Consider the following 14711-nt stretch of genomic DNA (forward strand, 5'->3'; position numbering starts at 1 on the left):
GCCACCTAGGCAGGGGGCGTTTGGAGAAACAGCGATGCGTTTCCTTCTGGTTTTCAGTTTTCTGATCACCTTGGTCGGCGTTGCCGACGCCGCACAGGCGCGTCATCCACACCGGCGGCACGCGATTGTCCATTCCGGTCAGGGTATGATCCTGTCCGGTCCAGCTTCGGGCTTCGCCTACGCGCCGCCGCCGGAAACCTCAGCTTATCCTGGCGCCACTGAACCTTATTTCGGCGCTTCTCAAGGTTATGCGCCCGGCGAAAAGGAGCGGTTTCTTCGCAGCTTGTTCAGTCCATAGACCCGTTCCACCTTGGGCCGGCTCGCTGATGCCGCGGGAAAGCTGCTGAGTCGAACCCTGCAGCCTTCCCTTATTCACGTCGTAAGCGCCGACGTTTGTTAGCGTCGGGTTGGATCGTTTGTGCCGCCCGGACGGATGGTCTGAGGACCGCCCTGGCCGGAACCTGCGCCACTGCCGCCGCCGGCGCCTACGCTGGACCCCGTCGAACTGCCGGTACCTGCATCGCCCGCTCCTGTTCCACCCGCCGCGCCGCTCGTTCCGCCGCTGGTTCCTCCGGCCCCGGCGCTAGCGCCCGCACCCGCGCCGCCCGCTCCACCTGCGCCTGCCCCGCCTCCGGCACCTCCGCCCGCCTGCGCATGGGCGAACCCGATCGACGCGCCAGCAAGCAACGCACACATGGCCACTGAGAAGATTGTCTTTCGCATTGTTCAAACTCCGATTGACGATGACATGCCAATCGAAGCCGCGCGCAAACGTTCCTGATGATATTCGTCGGAGGCTTTCAACATTGGTAGGAACGATGTCGCGCAACGTTGAATTGAATCTGGTCCCGCCACTCGCCCATCTTCCGCGACGCGCGCGTGACTCAACACAATGCGCCTTGAATCCCGGCTGCCGGCTACCGCATCATCATCCGCGAGATCGCTTCCCCGATCACCACCGTCGTGAAATGCGTGTTGGCGCGGCAATCGGACGGCATGATCGAGGCGTCGGCTACACGCAGGCCGCCGATCCCTTTCACGGTGCCGTCGGGGTTGACCACGCCATCCGGGTCGTCCAAGCCGCTCATACGGCAGCTGCCGGCGGCATGCTGGATGTCGCCCGTCTCGCGGCGCAGCACCGCTTCGAGCTCGTGATCGGGCAGGCTGGCGGCCTGCGGCAGCGTCAGATCCGTGTCAGCGAGCCTGATCCAGTCGGCGATGCCTGACAGCGCCGGCTGCGATGTGATGACCGCGAGGCGTTTCACCGCATCGATCATGCGCAGCATGTCGCGCGGATCGGCCAGCATGTTCTCCTCGACGACCGGATCGATTGCAGGATCGGTCGAGGCCAGCTTGAGCGTCCCGCGCGAATAGGCGTTGAACAGCCCTGCACCGATCGCTCCGGGGTTCCCGATGCCGCGATGATTGAAGGCGATCAGGATCATGTCGCGCTTGCCGCCATTGGCGAGGCCCGAGGAATAGGTCACGCAGCAATTGGTGTGGCGCGTATCGGGATCAGTAGGGCGAAGCTCCTCCCGGAGCTGTATGGTGGCGCGAAACAGCGGGTGATCGAAGAAATGGCGGCCGACCGGCAGATCGCGCTCGACCGCGATCCCCATCGCCTTCAACTCCTCAGCCGGCCCGATGCCCGAGCGCAGCAGGATCGCCGGACTGTGGATGGCGCCGGCGCACAGCACGATCTGACGTGCGCTGATCTCGTCGGTGCCCTGCCCCTGGATATGGACGCGGACACCCGTTGCCCGTCCGTCGCTGATCAGCACACGATCGACCAGCGCATGCCCGCGGATCTCCAGATTGGCGCGCCCGCGCGCGGGCTCGAGATAGCCCTCGTTGGTGGTGATGCGGCGCAAGTCGCGGCTGTTGATGGGGTAGCACGCAACGCCCTCGCCGTCCGGACCATTGACGTCGGCGCACCAGGGATAGCCGCTCGCAAGTGCCGCATCGCGCAAGCCGCGGTCGATCGGACCCCACTTTTGCAAAGGCGCGCGGTAGACCGGCAGTGGCCCGCCGCGGCCGTGGTCCTCGACATCGCCGAATTCCAGATCGTCCTCGATCACCGAAAACAGCGGCATCACCTCTTTCGCCGACCAGCCGGTGCAGCCATTGGCCGCCCATTCGTCGAACGCATCGGCAACGCCGCGGATCGCGATCTGGCCGTTCATCATCGACGAGCCGCCGAGCCCCTTGCCGCGCCAGTAGAAGCGCGGCTCCTGCCCAGCGACGCGGCGCGTCAGAAGATCGGGCCATTGCCATTTCTCCTGGTACTCGCGCTTGTGGATGATCGGGATCGGATTCGGCGTCCGCACCTCCCAGGGCGCCTCGTCGGCGCGCCAGTCGAGCCCCGCCTCGAGCAGCAGGACGCGCCGTGCGGGATCTTCGGAGAGCCTTGCGGCCACGGCGGCGCCGGCGGAGCCGCCGCCGACAACAATGACATCGTACATCGCGCTACTTCTCAACGTTCCAGAACACCGGGATGGCGGACGGTATCAGACCGCGCAAAGTCGCGCGATGGGCGGCCGGCTGCGCGAACTGGCCCCACGGGATTCCGGGCGCCTGATCGTACATGACGGCCTGGATCTCGCCCGCGATCTTCTTCCGGTCCGCCTCGGCCGGCGCCTTGCCGAAGGCTTCCATCAGAGGGGTGATACGCGCATCGCATTGCCAGCCGGTGAAGTCGGCACAGTTGAAGGCAACCATGACATTGGTCAGCGGCGAGCCGAGGTCGAAGCCGCCGGCGTGGACGCCATAGACGCTCCAGCCCTCCTTCTTGGCGCGGCGCGCCAGCACGCTCGCCCAGTCCATCACCTGCAGATCGACATTGAAGCCGGCCGCCTTCAGCCGCTCGGCGAGCACCTGCGCCGAAACGCGCGGGGCTTCGAGATCGTTGGCCTGCATCACGATGACGGACTCGCCGGCATATTTGGTCGCCTTCAGTGCAGCCTTCGCCGCTTCGATCGAGGGCTTGGCCGCCGCTTCCGTGCCGGCCTTGCTCTCGTATGTGGTGCCGCAGGTGAAGTAGGTCGCGCAAGGCGTGGCGTATTTGGCGTCGAGCCCGAGCGCATCCAGCACTTCGCGCTGGTCGACCAGCTTCCACAGCACGCGGCGGATTTCCGGATCATCGAACGGCTTCGAGGCCGCGTTGAGACGGTAGGCGCCGGCGAACATGTTGCCGCCGGTGAAGTTGACGAGCTTGACGCGCGTGTTCTTCTCCAGCTGCGGCAGCAGATCGAACGGCGCGTACTGCAGGAAATCAATTTCGCCGGCCTGCAGCGCAGAGGCGGCAGTCGCACCATCGGGAATGACGCGGACCTCGAGCGTGTCGACATTGACGCGCTTGCCGCCGGCCAGGAAGTCCGCGGGCTCGGGACGCGGCACATAGTCGCCGAACTTCTTCAGGATCATGCGGTCGCCGGTGCGGTGGTCGGCCTTGCTGTAGACGAACGGGCCGGAGCCGACGATCTCGGTGATGCGCTGGTCGCCGGGCGTCTTCGCGATGCGCTCGGGCATCATGAAAGCGACCGGGCTGACGGGATTGCCGAGCGCGTCGATGACGAGGCCGGACGGCTCCTTCAGCGTCAGCACGAAGGTTTTCGCATCGACCGGCTCGAGCGAAGCCGTGATCGCGAAAATGCGGCGGCCGAGTGCGCTGCGGGTGCCCCAGCGACGCAGCGAGGCCACGCAATCGGCTGCCGCGACGGGCTGGCCGTCGTGCCATTTCAGGCCGTCGCGCAGCGTGAACGTATAGGTCAAGCCATCGGGCGAGACTTTCCAGTCCTGCACCATTTGCGGCTTGATGTCGCCCTTGGCATCCTTCGCAAACAGCGTGTCGAACACCATGTAGCCGAACGTGCGCGAAATATAGGCCGTGGAGAAATGCGGATCGAGCGTGACAATCTCCGCCTCGAGCACCGCGACGAGATTGCCCGCCGCATGCGCCGGCGCCGCCACCAGCGCAAGGCCGAACAGCGCGGGAATGAAAGTCTTCAGTTTGAGCATTGGGGTGTTTTTGCCTTTTGACCAGCCGTTTGCGTTCAGCAGGAAAAAGCAATGTTCGTGCCCACACGTATGCGCTCATAGCTAGCTGCCACGCGTTTGCAGGATGCACATACTTAGAGTTGGAGAGCGAGGCTGTCGCAGCTCGTCATTGCGAGCGCAGCGAAGCAATCCAGAGTCTTTCCGCGGTGGGATTCTGGATTGCTTCGCTGCGCTCGCAATGACGGTGGAGCAGAGAGCACAACACGCGCTGTCGCCGCCCGGCTTGATCGGGCGACCCAGTATTCCAGAGACAGCTGATGGATACGGAGAAGCCGCGGCGTACTGGATGCCCCGCCCCCGTGCGCAATTGCGCACTAGGCGGGGGATGACAGCGTCGTTGTGGCGACAGTTGGGGCCAGTGCCCTACCCGATCACTCGACCGAACTTGTTCGACTTCGGGAAACCCTTCGGCGGCAGGCGGCCGGCGTCGGCGCGGGTGCCCTGCCATTCCGCCAGCTCCTTCATGGTCGCGGAGAATTCGCGTCCTGCGGAATCCTTCCAGGTCAGGCCCGCCTTGGCGTCGAATACCGCAACGTCGGACAGGCCGCCGTGCTTGTATTTCTGCAGGCGCACGCCGCGGCCGCGGGCCATCTCCGGCACCTGGTCGAGCGGGAAGACCAGCATCTTGCGGTTCTCGCCGATGACGGCGACGGTGTCGCCCGTCACCTCGGTGATCGCGCGGGCCTCGTTCGGCATGTCCACGTTGAGGACCTGCTTGCCCTTCTTGGTGGTGCCAACGCAATCGTCCTCGTTGACCACAAAACCCTGGCCCTCGTGGCTGGCGACCAGGAATTTGCGGCCGCCCTTGTTGACGAACAGCGCGACGGGCGCGGCCTCCTGCTCGAGGTCGATGAACAATCGGATCGGCTCGCCATGGCCGCGGCCGCCCGGCAGCTTGGCGACGTCGAGCGAGTAGAACTTGCCGTTGGTGGCGAACAGCAGGAGCTTCGAGGTCGTCTCGGCGAAGAAGGCGAAGCCGAGCTTGTCGTCCTGCTTGAAGGCAAGGCCCGAGAGATCCTCGACATGCCCCTTCATGGTTCGGATCCAGCCCTTGTCGGAGACGACCACCGTCACCGGCTCGCGCTCGACGAAGGCCTCCTCGATCGCGGCGAGATCGTGCTCGGGCGCATCCGCGAAGGTGGTGCGACGCTTGCCGAGCGGTGTCTTCGGTCCGAACATGTCGCGGACCTTGCCGACCTGCTCGCCGACCTTCTTCCACTGCTCGGTTTCGGAGGCGAGCACCGCATTGATGCCCTTGAGCTCGGCGCGGAGGTTCTTGTCCTCGGTGCGGATCTCCATCTCCTCGAGCTTGCGCAAGGAGCGCAGGCGCATGTTGAGGATGGCTTCCGCCTGCACCTCGGTGAGCTTGAACGCCTTCATCAGCTCAGGCTTCGGCTCGTCCTCGGTGCGGATGATCCTGATCACCTTGTCGATGTTCAGGTATGCGATCAGGAAGCCGCCGAGCACTTCCAGCCGGTGCTCGATCTGCGCCTTGCGGTAGTTGCTGCGGCGGATCAGCACGTCGCGCAGATGGTCGAGCCATTCGCGCAAGCACTCCGCGAGCCCCACGACCTTGGGGATGCGCCCCTTGATCAGGACGTTGAGGTTCAGCGGAATCTTGTTTTCGAGCTCGGTGAGGCGGAACAGCGATTCCATCATCAGCGCCGGATCGACGTTCTTCGACTTCGGCTCGATCACGATGCGGACGTCTTCGGCCGATTCGTCCCTGATGTCGCCGACCAGCGGCAGCTTCTTCTGGTCCAGCAGCTCGGCGACCTTCTCGATCAGACGCGACTTCTGCACCAGGAACGGAATCTCTGTGACGACGACGGCCCAGGTGCCGCGTGCGCCCTCCTCCTGCGTCCACCGCGCTCGGACGCGGAACGAGCCGCGGCCGGTGGTGTAGGCTTCCGCAATCGCCTGCTTGGAATCGACGATGATGCCGCCGGTCGGGAAATCCGGGCCCTTGACCCACTTCAAGAGCGCCTTCGACTTTGCGTCGGGCTTCTCGATCAGGTGCAGCGCGGCATCGCACAGCTCGGCGGCGTTGTGCGGCGGGATCGAGGTCGCCATGCCGACCGCGATGCCCTGCGCGCCGTTGGCGAGCAGGTTCGGGAAGCCGCCCGGCAGCACGATGGGCTCTTTCGATTGGCCGTCGTAGTTGGCGCGGAATTCGACCCCGTCCTCGTCGATGCCCTCGAGCAGAAGCCGCGCGACGTCGGTCATGCGCGCTTCGGTGTAGCGGTAGGCGGCGGGGTTATCGCCGTCGATATTGCCGAAATTGCCTTGGCCGTCGACCAGCGGATATCGTGAGGAGAAATCCTGCGCGAGGCGGACCATGGCGTCGTAGATCGCCTGGTCGCCGTGCGGATGGAACGAGCCCATCACGTCGCCGACGATCTTGGCCGACTTCTTGAAGGCCGTGCCGGGGTCGAGCCTGAGCAGGCGCATGCCGTAGAGGATGCGCCGGTGCACCGGCTTCAGGCCGTCGCGCGCGTCCGGCAGCGCACGGTGCATGATGGTGGAGAGGGCATAAGCGAGATAGCGCTCTTCCAGCGCCTCACGCAGCGGCACCTCGTGGATTTCAGCCGGTTCTTCCGGCGGAACGATTCGTTTTCCCATGCCGCCCGGTTAAACCGTGGAAGCGAATCGGGCAAGGATCGAATGGTTCCCTGTGGGCGACGTACTAGCCTGCCCAGCCGGCTGTGACGGTCTGGGTTGGGGCTGGACCAGGTGTTTGCGCAGGCGCCGGCGCATTGGTCAGGCAACGGCGGGCGGCCTCGATCTCGGCGTCGGTCGCGCCCCGCGACCGCGCCCATGTCTCTGCAGCGGCAGCGGAATATTTCGCCACATAGTACCGCACCACCGTGCACGAGGCCCGGCGAAACGCCCCGGGCTGCGGCTCGCCAGCCATGGCGTCGGGCGCGAGCGCAAGCAGCGTCGCGGACAAAGCGAGTCCCTTGATCAACATTTGGGCTGTCCCCCCCGATGTGGAACCTCAAGCCCCAAGTCCGCGTGGGCCGATTTCGTTCCAGGGAACTGAATGCTGCTGGGCAAGGCTGGGTAGCCATTACGTCATGGCGCCGGGATCGCCGCCCTCGCCTGCTGCCGCATCAGGGCGTTGATGAAGCCGGCCCGCGCATCGGAATGGCCCTGGCCGCGCGGCTCCAGCACGTGGCGGAGCAGGAACAGGCCGGTGAGCCGGAAGCCGTCCTGGAGATCCTGTTCGGTGAGATCGCCCGCGGTTTCGCCCTGGCGCAGGAACGGCGGCAGGCGCAACAGCCGGTCGCGCCACGGCTCGCCCGCGCTACGCGATACCGCGCCGCCTGATTTCGGCGAGACATAGATCAGGTCCGTAGTCTCGCCGGTCACTGCACAATTGTCCAGCGCCAGCCCAAAGCCCAGCTCGGCGAGCATCGCCAGCTCGAAATGGATCAGGTGCACGGCCGCGCTGCCGATGTCGTCGAAATCGTCGAGCGAATGCTCGAGCAGCGCAAAGATCTCTTCGTGCGGATCGCGCTCCGGCAGCAGCCGCGCGACGGAGGCGAGATGGGTGACGCCATAGACGCCGTGGGACGATGCCAGCAGCGTTGCCGCGCGCAGCTTCAATCCCTCGATTGCGTAGGTGCCCAGATGCTCGTCGAGCCGCGCCCGCCACACCGCACTGACGCTGTTCCCCGGCTGCAGCAGCGGCCGCATCCGCGAGCCGGCGCCACCGCGGACGAGCCCGAGATGCCGGCCATGCGCGCGCGTCAACAGCTCGACAATGGCGCTGGACTCGCCATGCCGCCGCACCCCCAGCACGATGCCTTCGTCGGACCATTCCATAGGGGAAGTGTAGCGGATTCCGGCGTTCAATCGTAGGGCGGATTAGCCGAAGGCGTAACCCGCCAATCGCCCGTGCACGTCAAAGGTGGATTACGCTTCGCTAATCCACCCTACGGCGCCTCACGCGTTGAACCAGTCCCGCGCGTCGCCGCTGAAGGAGAAATACAGGCCCATCGTCGTCAGCGCGCAGGAGACGATCTCGATGGCGCTGTCGAGCTCCAGGCCCTTCTCGCCGATGATCTGGCCGAGCGAGATCACCGACAACACGAGGGCCGCCGCCAGCACCCAGCGTGGCCAGTTCTTGCGATGATGCGCGGCCAGCCGGACGAAATAGAGCAGCAGGAGGATCATGCCGCCGGCGAGCAGCGTCCCGGTCATGATCATCTGCTCGGTCACCGCGGCATTGGGCGTGCGGTCCTGCACGGCGATCGAGACGGCGTCCAGCATCAACGATGCATAGAGCAGCGCTTCGAAGCGCTGGACGTTGGTGGGTAGGCTCATCGAATGCCGATCTTTTCTTGGTTATTCTTTTGGGAAGTCCAGGCCCATCTCGCGATAGCGATCGGGATCGTCGCCCCAGTTCTCGCGCACCTTGACGAACAGGAACAGGTGCACCGGCACGTCCAGAATCTGCATCAGCTCTTTCCGCGAGTCGGCGCCGATCGACTTGATGGTGACGCCGCCCTTGCCGAGCACGATCTTGCGCTGGCTTTCGCGCTCGACGTAGATCGTCTGCTCGATCCGCACAGACTTGTCCTTGCGGTCCTCCCACTTGTCGGTCTCGACCGTGGACTGGTAGGGCAATTCCTGGTGCAGCTTCTGATAGATCTTCTCGCGGGTGATCTCGGCCGCCAGCTGCCGCATCGGCGCGTCCGACATCTGGTCCTCGGGGTAGAGAAACGGACCCGGCGGCACCATGTCCGCGAGCGTCTTGCGGATGTCGTCGACGCCATCGCCCGAGATCGCCGAAATCATGAACGTCCGCACGAAAGTCATGCGCTCGTTGGCGGCCTGCGCCAGCGCCAGCAGCTTCTCGCGCTGGACCAGGTCGACCTTGTTGATGACGAGAATCTTGTCGTGATTGACGCTGGCGGCCTTGGCGAGGATCGCCTCCGCCTCCTCGTCGATGCCCGTTTTGGCATCGAGCAGCACGCAGACCAGATCGGCATCATGCGCCCCGCTCCAGGCGGTCGAGACCATGGCGCGGTCGAGCCGGCGCTTGGGCGAGAAGATGCCGGGCGTGTCGACAAGGATAATTTGCGCGTTGTTCTCGATGACGATACCGCGGATCAGCGCGCGCGTGGTTTGCACCTTGCGCGAGACGATCGTGACCTTGGCGCCGACCAGCGCGTTGACCAGCGTCGACTTGCCGACATTCGGCGCGCCGATCAGCGCGACGAAGCCGCAGCGCGTCGCGCCGGGTGCCCCGCCGCTTGCTTCAACCGTCATTGCTGCCGCCGACGCCTTCGCGTTCGATCATCACTGAGGCTGCCACTTTCTCTGCCGCGCGCTTGCTGCCGCCGATACCCTCGGCCGGGGCCAGGCCCGGCAGATCGACGGCGACACGGAACTGCGGATTGTGATGCGGGCCAGTGCGCTCGACCTCGCGATAGACAGGCGTCGGCAGTCCCTTGCCTTGCGCCCATTCCTGCAGCACGGTCTTGGGATCGCGCAAGGGCCGGCGCGGCTTGTGCATCCGCTCGGTCCAGTTGCGCTTGACGAATTCGGCTGCCGCCGCATGGCCGCCATCGAGGTAGATGGCGCCGATCACGGCCTCGCAGATGTCGCCGAGGATGGATTTGCGCAGGCGGGCATCGGCACTGGAGCCGACCGAGCCCAGCTTGATGTCGTCGACGAGACCGAGCGACTTGGCGACGTCCGCGCAGCTCTCCTTGCGCACGAGCTCGGCGAGCCGCTTGGACAGCTCGCCCTCATCGGCGTTCGGGAAGGCGTGATAGAGCATGTCGGAGACGACGAGCCCGAGCACGTGGTCGCCGAGGAATTCCAGCCGCTGATAGCTGTCGCCTCGCTTGCGCCCGGACTTCAGGGCCGAGACATGCGTGATCGCCTGCATCAGCATATTTGGATCGGCGAAGCTGTGGCCGATCCGCGCCTCGAGCGCCGCGTTGGCATTCGTGCCCTTGGCCTTGCTGCTCCGCGGCCGCTTCTTCTTGGCAGGCGCCTTCGCCGCAGCATCGCCCTCGGGAGCGGCTTGCACCTCGGTCGGTTGGATCGCGATGTCCTTGGCTTCGTCTTTCATCGGACGATTTTGAAGAACCGATTCCAGCGCACCGCCCACGGCCAGCGCCAGAGCATCCAGGCGTGCTCGCCTTCAGCGATGGAGAAGAAGATCATCTGGGCGCGGCCGATCAAGTGCTCCTGCGGGACGTAGCCGACCTGGCCGAGAAAGCGGCTATCGGTGGAGTTGTCGCGGTTGTCACCCATCATGAAGAAGTGGCCGGCCGGGACGGTGTAGACGTTGGTGTTGTCCATGTAGCCGTTGTCGGCGCAGTCCAGCGTCTCATAGGACACGCCGTTCGGCAGCGTCTCCTTCCAGCGCTTCACCCGGGAGATGCCGCCGCCTTCCGAGCCGCAAGGGTCCTCGCCGACATATTCGCTCATGCGCTGCCGCTCGACGGGCGTATCGTTGATGTAGAGCAGCCCGTCCCGCATCTGGACACGGTCGCCGGGAAGGCCGATCACGCGCTTGATGTAGTCGGTGGAATCGTCCTTCGGCAGGCGAAACACGACGATGTCGCCACGAGCGGGGTCCGAGCCCCAGATCCGTCCCGAGAACAGTGGCGGCGAGAATGGAATCGAGTAATGGCTGTAGCCATAGGAATATTTCGAGACGAACAGATAGTCGCCGACCAGCAGCGTCGCCTTCATCGAGCCGGACGGGATGTTGAAAGGCTGAAACAGGAAGGTGCGGATCACGAGCGCGATCAGGAGAGCATGAATGACGACTCGGATCGTTTCGCCGACGCCGCTCTCAGTTTTCGTTCCCGAAGTCACGCTCATTGCTCTCTCAATTCCGGCCGGCGATCATAGAGCGCCCTCCTCCCGCGAACGGCCCACCGGTTCGCGGCGCAAGGAGATTGTCCTGATTCTGATAGTGAGGGCCAATTCCGGCGTAAAGCCGAATTCGCCCAGGCTGATTTGCGTTCGCGGACTTTTAGACGGTTGTCGGAGGCCACGCAATCAAGGATCGCATCAAAACTGATTAAGATATTGATTTATAAAGAAAATCACAAAACGCCCGAGCCGCGATCAAGGTTTCGGCAGCGGGACGGCGGAAATGACGACAAAAGCCTGCGCCAGCGGCCAGTCGTCGGTGATCGAAAGGTCGATCCGCGCCTCGAACCCCTCCGGTGTCAGGGCCTGGAGCCGGGCCAGCGCGCCGCCGGTCAGCTGCATGGTCGGCCGCCCGCCCGGCAGGTTGACCACCCCCATGTCGCGCCACCAGACGCCGCGCCTGATGCCGGTGCCGAGTGCCTTGGAGCAGGCCTCCTTGGCGGCGAAGCGCTTGGCGTAGGTCGCCACCACCATCTTCTCGTTCTTGGCGCGCCGTTCCGCCTTGGCGCGCTCGGCCGCGGTGAAGATGCGGTCGAGAAAACGCTCGCCGTGGCGCTCGATCACCTTGGCGACGCGGGTGATGTCGATCAGGTCGGAGCCGATGCCGATGATCATGCCCGGCTCCGGCCACGATCCATCGCCGCGCGCATGCTGCGCACGGTCTCGGCCAGCCCCACGAACAGCGCCTCGCCGATCATGTAATAGCCGATGTTCAGCTCCATGATTTCGGGCAAGCTCGCGATCTTCTCCGCCGTCGCATAGTCCAGCCCGTGGCCGGCGTGAACCTCGAGTCCCGCGTCCTTCGCCAGCTTCACCCCGGCCACGATCCGCTGCCATTCAGCCTCGGCCTTGTCGGTGTGGCCATCGACGACGGCATCGCACCAGGCACCGGTGTGGATCTCGATCACAGGGGCGCGCAGCCGTGCCGCCATCTCGATCTGGGCGGGATCGGCCGCAATGAACAGCGAGACGCGGATGCCGGCCTCGCTCAGCCGCGCGATATAGGGCGCGAGCGCGCTGCGCTGGCCGACCACGTCCAACCCGCCTTCGGTCGTTACCTCCTGGCGCCGCTCCGGCACCAGGCACACCGCGTGCGGCTTGGTGGCGAGCGAGATCCGCATCATGTCGTCCGTCGCGGCCATCTCGAAATTGAGCGGCTTGGAGATCTCCGCCTTCAGGCGCGCCATGTCCTCGTCGCGGATGTGCCGGCGGTCCTCGCGCAAATGTGCGGTGATGCCGTCGGCGCCGGCCTCGATCGCGAGCAGCGCGGCGCGCACCGGATCGGGATGGCGGCCGCCGCGCGCGTTACGCACGGTTGCGACGTGATCGATATTGACGCCGAGGCGGAGCGGAGGTGCGGGCATTTCAGAACTCGCGAAATCAGAGGGAACGGCGCATGCGAGATGCGCCTATCCATTAACACGTTCGACTTTGGCGACGACCGCCTTCGCGCGCAGCTGGGCCAGGATCGCGCTGAGGTGCTTCAAGTCGTAGACTTCGAGATCGATCGTCGTCTCCGTGAAATCGGGCGAGCGGCGCTGCATGCTGATGTTGTCGATGTTGCCGTCGTGCTCGGCGATCACGGTCGCGATCTGCGCCAGCGCGCCGGGCTCATTGACGTTCTCGACCTTGATGCGGGCCGGGAAGCGCTGCGGCGCGGAATCCTCGATGTCCCAGCGGACGTCGAGCCAGCGCTCCGGCTCCTCCTCGAAATCCTTCAGGGCCGGCGCCTGGATCGGATAGATCGTGATGCCCTCGCCCGGCGTGACGATGCCGACAATGCGATCGCCGGGGACGGCGCCGCCGTTCGGCGCGAACTTCACCGGAAGGTCGGAATTGATGCCGCGGATCGGGATCGCGACCGGGCTGCGCGACTGTTCGGAGACCCCCTTCTCCTTGAGCTTGGCGGCAAGGCCCTTCTTGACGCCGTAGCGCGCGATGCGCTCCTCCTTGTAATCCGGGTACATCGCACGCGCGACATGGGAGGCCTTGATCTCGCCGCGCCCGACCGCCGCCATGACGTCCTCGATCGATGTGCGCGCGAGCCGCGGCAGCGCGCCCTTGAGCTTGTCGTCGGCGTATTCAATCTTGGCGCGCTCGAACAAGCGCTCGACGATGCGCCGGCCGAGCCCGACATATTGGTCGCGCACCGCGGTGCGCGTGGCGCGGCGGATCGCGGCACGCGCCTTGCCGGTGACGGCGAGCGTTTCCCAGGCCGAGGGCGGCGCGGACTGCGCCTCCGAGGTCAGCACCTCGACCTCGTCGCCGTTCTGAAGCTCCGAGGACAGCGGCGCGAATTTGCCGTTGATCTTGCAGCCCACCGCGCTGTTGCCGACGTCGGTATGCACCGCATAGGCGAAGTCGATCACGTTGGCATGGCGCGGCAGCGCGATCAGCTTGCCCTTCGGGGTGAAGCAGAACACCTGGTCGTGGAACAGCTCGAGCTTGGTGTGCTCGAGGAATTCCTCCGGGTTCGCGCTTTCCGAGAGGATGCCGATGGTGTGGCGCAGCCAGGCGAACGCGTTGGACTCGCGCTTGAGGAATTCGGTCGGCGAACCCACGCCCTCCTTGTAGAAAACGTGCGCGGCGATGCCGCGCTCGGCGATCTGGTCCATCGCCTCGGTGCGGATCTGCAGCTCGACGCGCTGGTTGCCGGGGCCGATCACCGTGGTGTGGATCGAGCGGTAGTCGTTCTGCTTCGGCGTCGAGATATAGTCCTTGAAACGTCCGGGCACGACCGGCCAGGTGGTGTGGACGATCCCGAGCGCGCGATAGCAGGCCTCGACGTCGCTGACGACGAGGCGGAAGCCGAAGATGTCGGACAATTGCTCGAAGCCGACCGACTTGCGCTCCATCTTGGTCCAGATCGAGAACGGCTTCTTGCGCCGGCCATAGACCCGCGCCCCCAAGCCCCGGTGGCGCAGATTGTTGGAGAGCTGGTCCTCGATCTCGCCGATCAGGTTGCGATTGCGCTCAGCCAGCGCGTCGAGCCGCTGCATCACCACCGAATAGGCTTCGGGATCGAGGGTGCGGAAGGACAGATCCTCCAGCTCCTCGCGCATTTCCTGCATGCCCATGCGCCCCGCCAGCGGCGCATAGATGTCGAGCGTCTCCTCGGCGATGCGCCGGCGCGATTCCGTCGGCACGAAGTCCAGCGTGCGCATGTTGTGCAGACGGTCGGCGAGCTTGACCAGAAGCACGCGGACATCGTCGGCAATGGCCAGCAACAATTTGCGCAGATTCTCGGCCTGCTTAGCCTCCCGCGAGACCAGCTCGAGCCGCTTCAGCTTGGTCAGGCCATCGACCAGCGCGCCGATCTCCGAGCCGAAGATCTGGTCGATCTCGGCCCGCGTCGCCTCGGTGTCCTCGATCGTGTCGTGCAGCAGCGCCGCCACGATGGTGGCGTCGTCGAGCTTGAGGTCGGTGAGAATCGCAGCCACCTCGAGCGGATGCGAGAAATACGGATCGCCCGAGGCGCGGGTCTGCGAGCCGTGGGCCTTCATGGCGTAGACGTAGGCACGGTTCAGCAGGTCTTCGTTGGTGTTGGGATTGTAGGACCTGACGCGCTCGACGAGGTCATATTGACGCATCATCCGGGCGCGAGGCCTGGCGGGGCGCGCGACCGGCGCAGTCGGGGCCACGGCAACCGATTCGGTTGCGGCCTGCATCTGCGTGGATCTGCGGCGCCGATATACCATGCCGTCCTGCCTTCAAACGGGCTTGAGCCGGCCCGCTGCATACATCCTAACTCC

The 14711-nt window shown here is 65.2% G+C and carries 13 protein-coding genes; 1 reads left to right on the top strand and 12 read right to left on the bottom strand.

Annotation, left to right across the window (positions count from 1 at the left end):
• Positions 1-34: 34 nt before the first annotated feature.
• Positions 35-298: a hypothetical protein gene (locus I6F37_RS01855; RefSeq protein ID WP_225132037.1), complete on the top strand. Its 264-nt coding sequence runs from the start codon at positions 35-37 to the stop codon at positions 296-298.
• A gap of 619 nt (positions 299-917) precedes the next feature.
• On the opposite strand, the gene I6F37_RS01860 is transcribed toward I6F37_RS01855, so the two are convergent.
• From I6F37_RS01860 to I6F37_RS01915, 12 genes are all read right to left on the bottom strand, one after another.
• Positions 918-2462 (bottom strand): GMC family oxidoreductase, encoded by a 1545-nt coding sequence (locus I6F37_RS01860; RefSeq protein WP_225132036.1) that lies wholly within the window; start codon positions 2460-2462, stop codon positions 918-920.
• Positions 2463-2466: 4 nt separating this feature from the next.
• Positions 2467-4017 carry an ABC transporter substrate-binding protein gene (locus I6F37_RS01865; protein WP_225150118.1) on the bottom strand — a complete coding sequence of 517 codons (1551 nt, stop codon included), beginning with the start codon at positions 4015-4017 and terminating at the stop codon, positions 2467-2469.
• 402 nt (positions 4018-4419) lie between these two features.
• Positions 4420-6678 (bottom strand): DNA topoisomerase IV subunit A, encoded by a 2259-nt coding sequence (parC, locus tag I6F37_RS01870; RefSeq protein ID WP_225150119.1) that lies wholly within the window; start codon positions 6676-6678, stop codon positions 4420-4422.
• A gap of 64 nt (positions 6679-6742) precedes the next feature.
• Complete coding sequence (locus I6F37_RS01875; RefSeq protein WP_225150120.1) at positions 6743-7027, bottom strand: hypothetical protein; 285 nt, start codon at positions 7025-7027, stop codon at positions 6743-6745.
• A 104-nt stretch (positions 7028-7131) separates the two neighbouring features.
• Positions 7132-7884: a DNA repair protein RecO gene (gene recO, locus I6F37_RS01880; protein ID WP_225150121.1), complete on the bottom strand. Its 753-nt coding sequence runs from the start codon at positions 7882-7884 to the stop codon at positions 7132-7134.
• Between the two features lie 120 nt (positions 7885-8004).
• A complete protein-coding gene (locus I6F37_RS01885; protein WP_036015023.1) occupies positions 8005-8385 on the bottom strand; it encodes a hypothetical protein in 381 nt (126 codons plus the stop codon).
• Between the two features lie 21 nt (positions 8386-8406).
• Positions 8407-9333 (bottom strand): GTPase Era, encoded by a 927-nt coding sequence (gene era / locus I6F37_RS01890; protein WP_225144647.1) that lies wholly within the window; start codon positions 9331-9333, stop codon positions 8407-8409.
• Complete coding sequence (gene rnc / locus I6F37_RS01895; RefSeq protein WP_225150122.1) at positions 9323-10144, bottom strand: ribonuclease III; 822 nt, start codon at positions 10142-10144, stop codon at positions 9323-9325. Before rnc ends, era begins: the two co-directional genes overlap by 11 nt.
• Positions 10141-10905: a signal peptidase I gene (lepB, locus tag I6F37_RS01900; RefSeq protein ID WP_036015031.1), complete on the bottom strand. Its 765-nt coding sequence runs from the start codon at positions 10903-10905 to the stop codon at positions 10141-10143. The genes rnc and lepB overlap by 4 nt, the downstream gene beginning before the upstream one ends.
• 249 nt (positions 10906-11154) lie before the next feature.
• On the bottom strand, positions 11155-11574 hold the full coding sequence (gene acpS / locus I6F37_RS01905) for a holo-ACP synthase (protein WP_025036721.1): 420 nt from the start codon (positions 11572-11574) through the stop codon (positions 11155-11157).
• Entirely contained in the window at positions 11571-12323 is a 753-nt protein-coding gene (locus I6F37_RS01910; RefSeq protein ID WP_057029760.1) for a pyridoxine 5'-phosphate synthase, read from the bottom strand. Before I6F37_RS01910 ends, acpS begins: the two co-directional genes overlap by 4 nt.
• Before the next feature lie 45 nt (positions 12324-12368).
• Complete coding sequence (locus I6F37_RS01915) at positions 12369-14657, bottom strand: bifunctional (p)ppGpp synthetase/guanosine-3',5'-bis(diphosphate) 3'-pyrophosphohydrolase (protein ID WP_036015037.1); 2289 nt, start codon at positions 14655-14657, stop codon at positions 12369-12371.
• Positions 14658-14711 lie beyond the last annotated feature (54 nt).

This window comes from Bradyrhizobium sp. NBAIM08 (assembly GCF_020193935.1).
Classification (GTDB): Bacteria; Pseudomonadota; Alphaproteobacteria; order Rhizobiales; family Xanthobacteraceae; genus Bradyrhizobium; species Bradyrhizobium yuanmingense.

Bases quoted from the DNA above. Each gene is read 5' to 3' on its own strand.
- I6F37_RS01855 (WP_225132037.1), top strand. From the start codon at position 35: ATGCGTTTCCTTCTGGTTTTCAGTTTTCTGATCACCTTGGTCGGCGTT.
- I6F37_RS01860 (WP_225132036.1), bottom strand. From the start codon at position 2,462: ATGTACGATGTCATTGTTGTCGGCGGCGGCTCCGCCGGCGCCGCCGTG.
- I6F37_RS01865 (WP_225150118.1), bottom strand. From the start codon at position 4,017: ATGCTCAAACTGAAGACTTTCATTCCCGCGCTGTTCGGCCTTGCGCTG.
- parC (WP_225150119.1), bottom strand. From the start codon at position 6,678: ATGGGAAAACGAATCGTTCCGCCGGAAGAACCGGCTGAAATCCACGAG.
- I6F37_RS01875 (WP_225150120.1), bottom strand. From the start codon at position 7,027: ATGTTGATCAAGGGACTCGCTTTGTCCGCGACGCTGCTTGCGCTCGCG.
- recO (WP_225150121.1), bottom strand. From the start codon at position 7,884: ATGGAATGGTCCGACGAAGGCATCGTGCTGGGGGTGCGGCGGCATGGC.
- I6F37_RS01885 (WP_036015023.1), bottom strand. From the start codon at position 8,385: ATGAGCCTACCCACCAACGTCCAGCGCTTCGAAGCGCTGCTCTATGCA.
- era (WP_225144647.1), bottom strand. From the start codon at position 9,333: ATGACGGTTGAAGCAAGCGGCGGGGCACCCGGCGCGACGCGCTGCGGC.
- rnc (WP_225150122.1), bottom strand. From the start codon at position 10,144: ATGAAAGACGAAGCCAAGGACATCGCGATCCAACCGACCGAGGTGCAA.
- lepB (WP_036015031.1), bottom strand. From the start codon at position 10,905: ATGAGCGTGACTTCGGGAACGAAAACTGAGAGCGGCGTCGGCGAAACG.
- acpS (WP_025036721.1), bottom strand. From the start codon at position 11,574: ATGATCATCGGCATCGGCTCCGACCTGATCGACATCACCCGCGTCGCC.
- I6F37_RS01910 (WP_057029760.1), bottom strand. From the start codon at position 12,323: ATGCCCGCACCTCCGCTCCGCCTCGGCGTCAATATCGATCACGTCGCA.
- I6F37_RS01915 (WP_036015037.1), bottom strand. From the start codon at position 14,657: ATGGTATATCGGCGCCGCAGATCCACGCAGATGCAGGCCGCAACCGAA.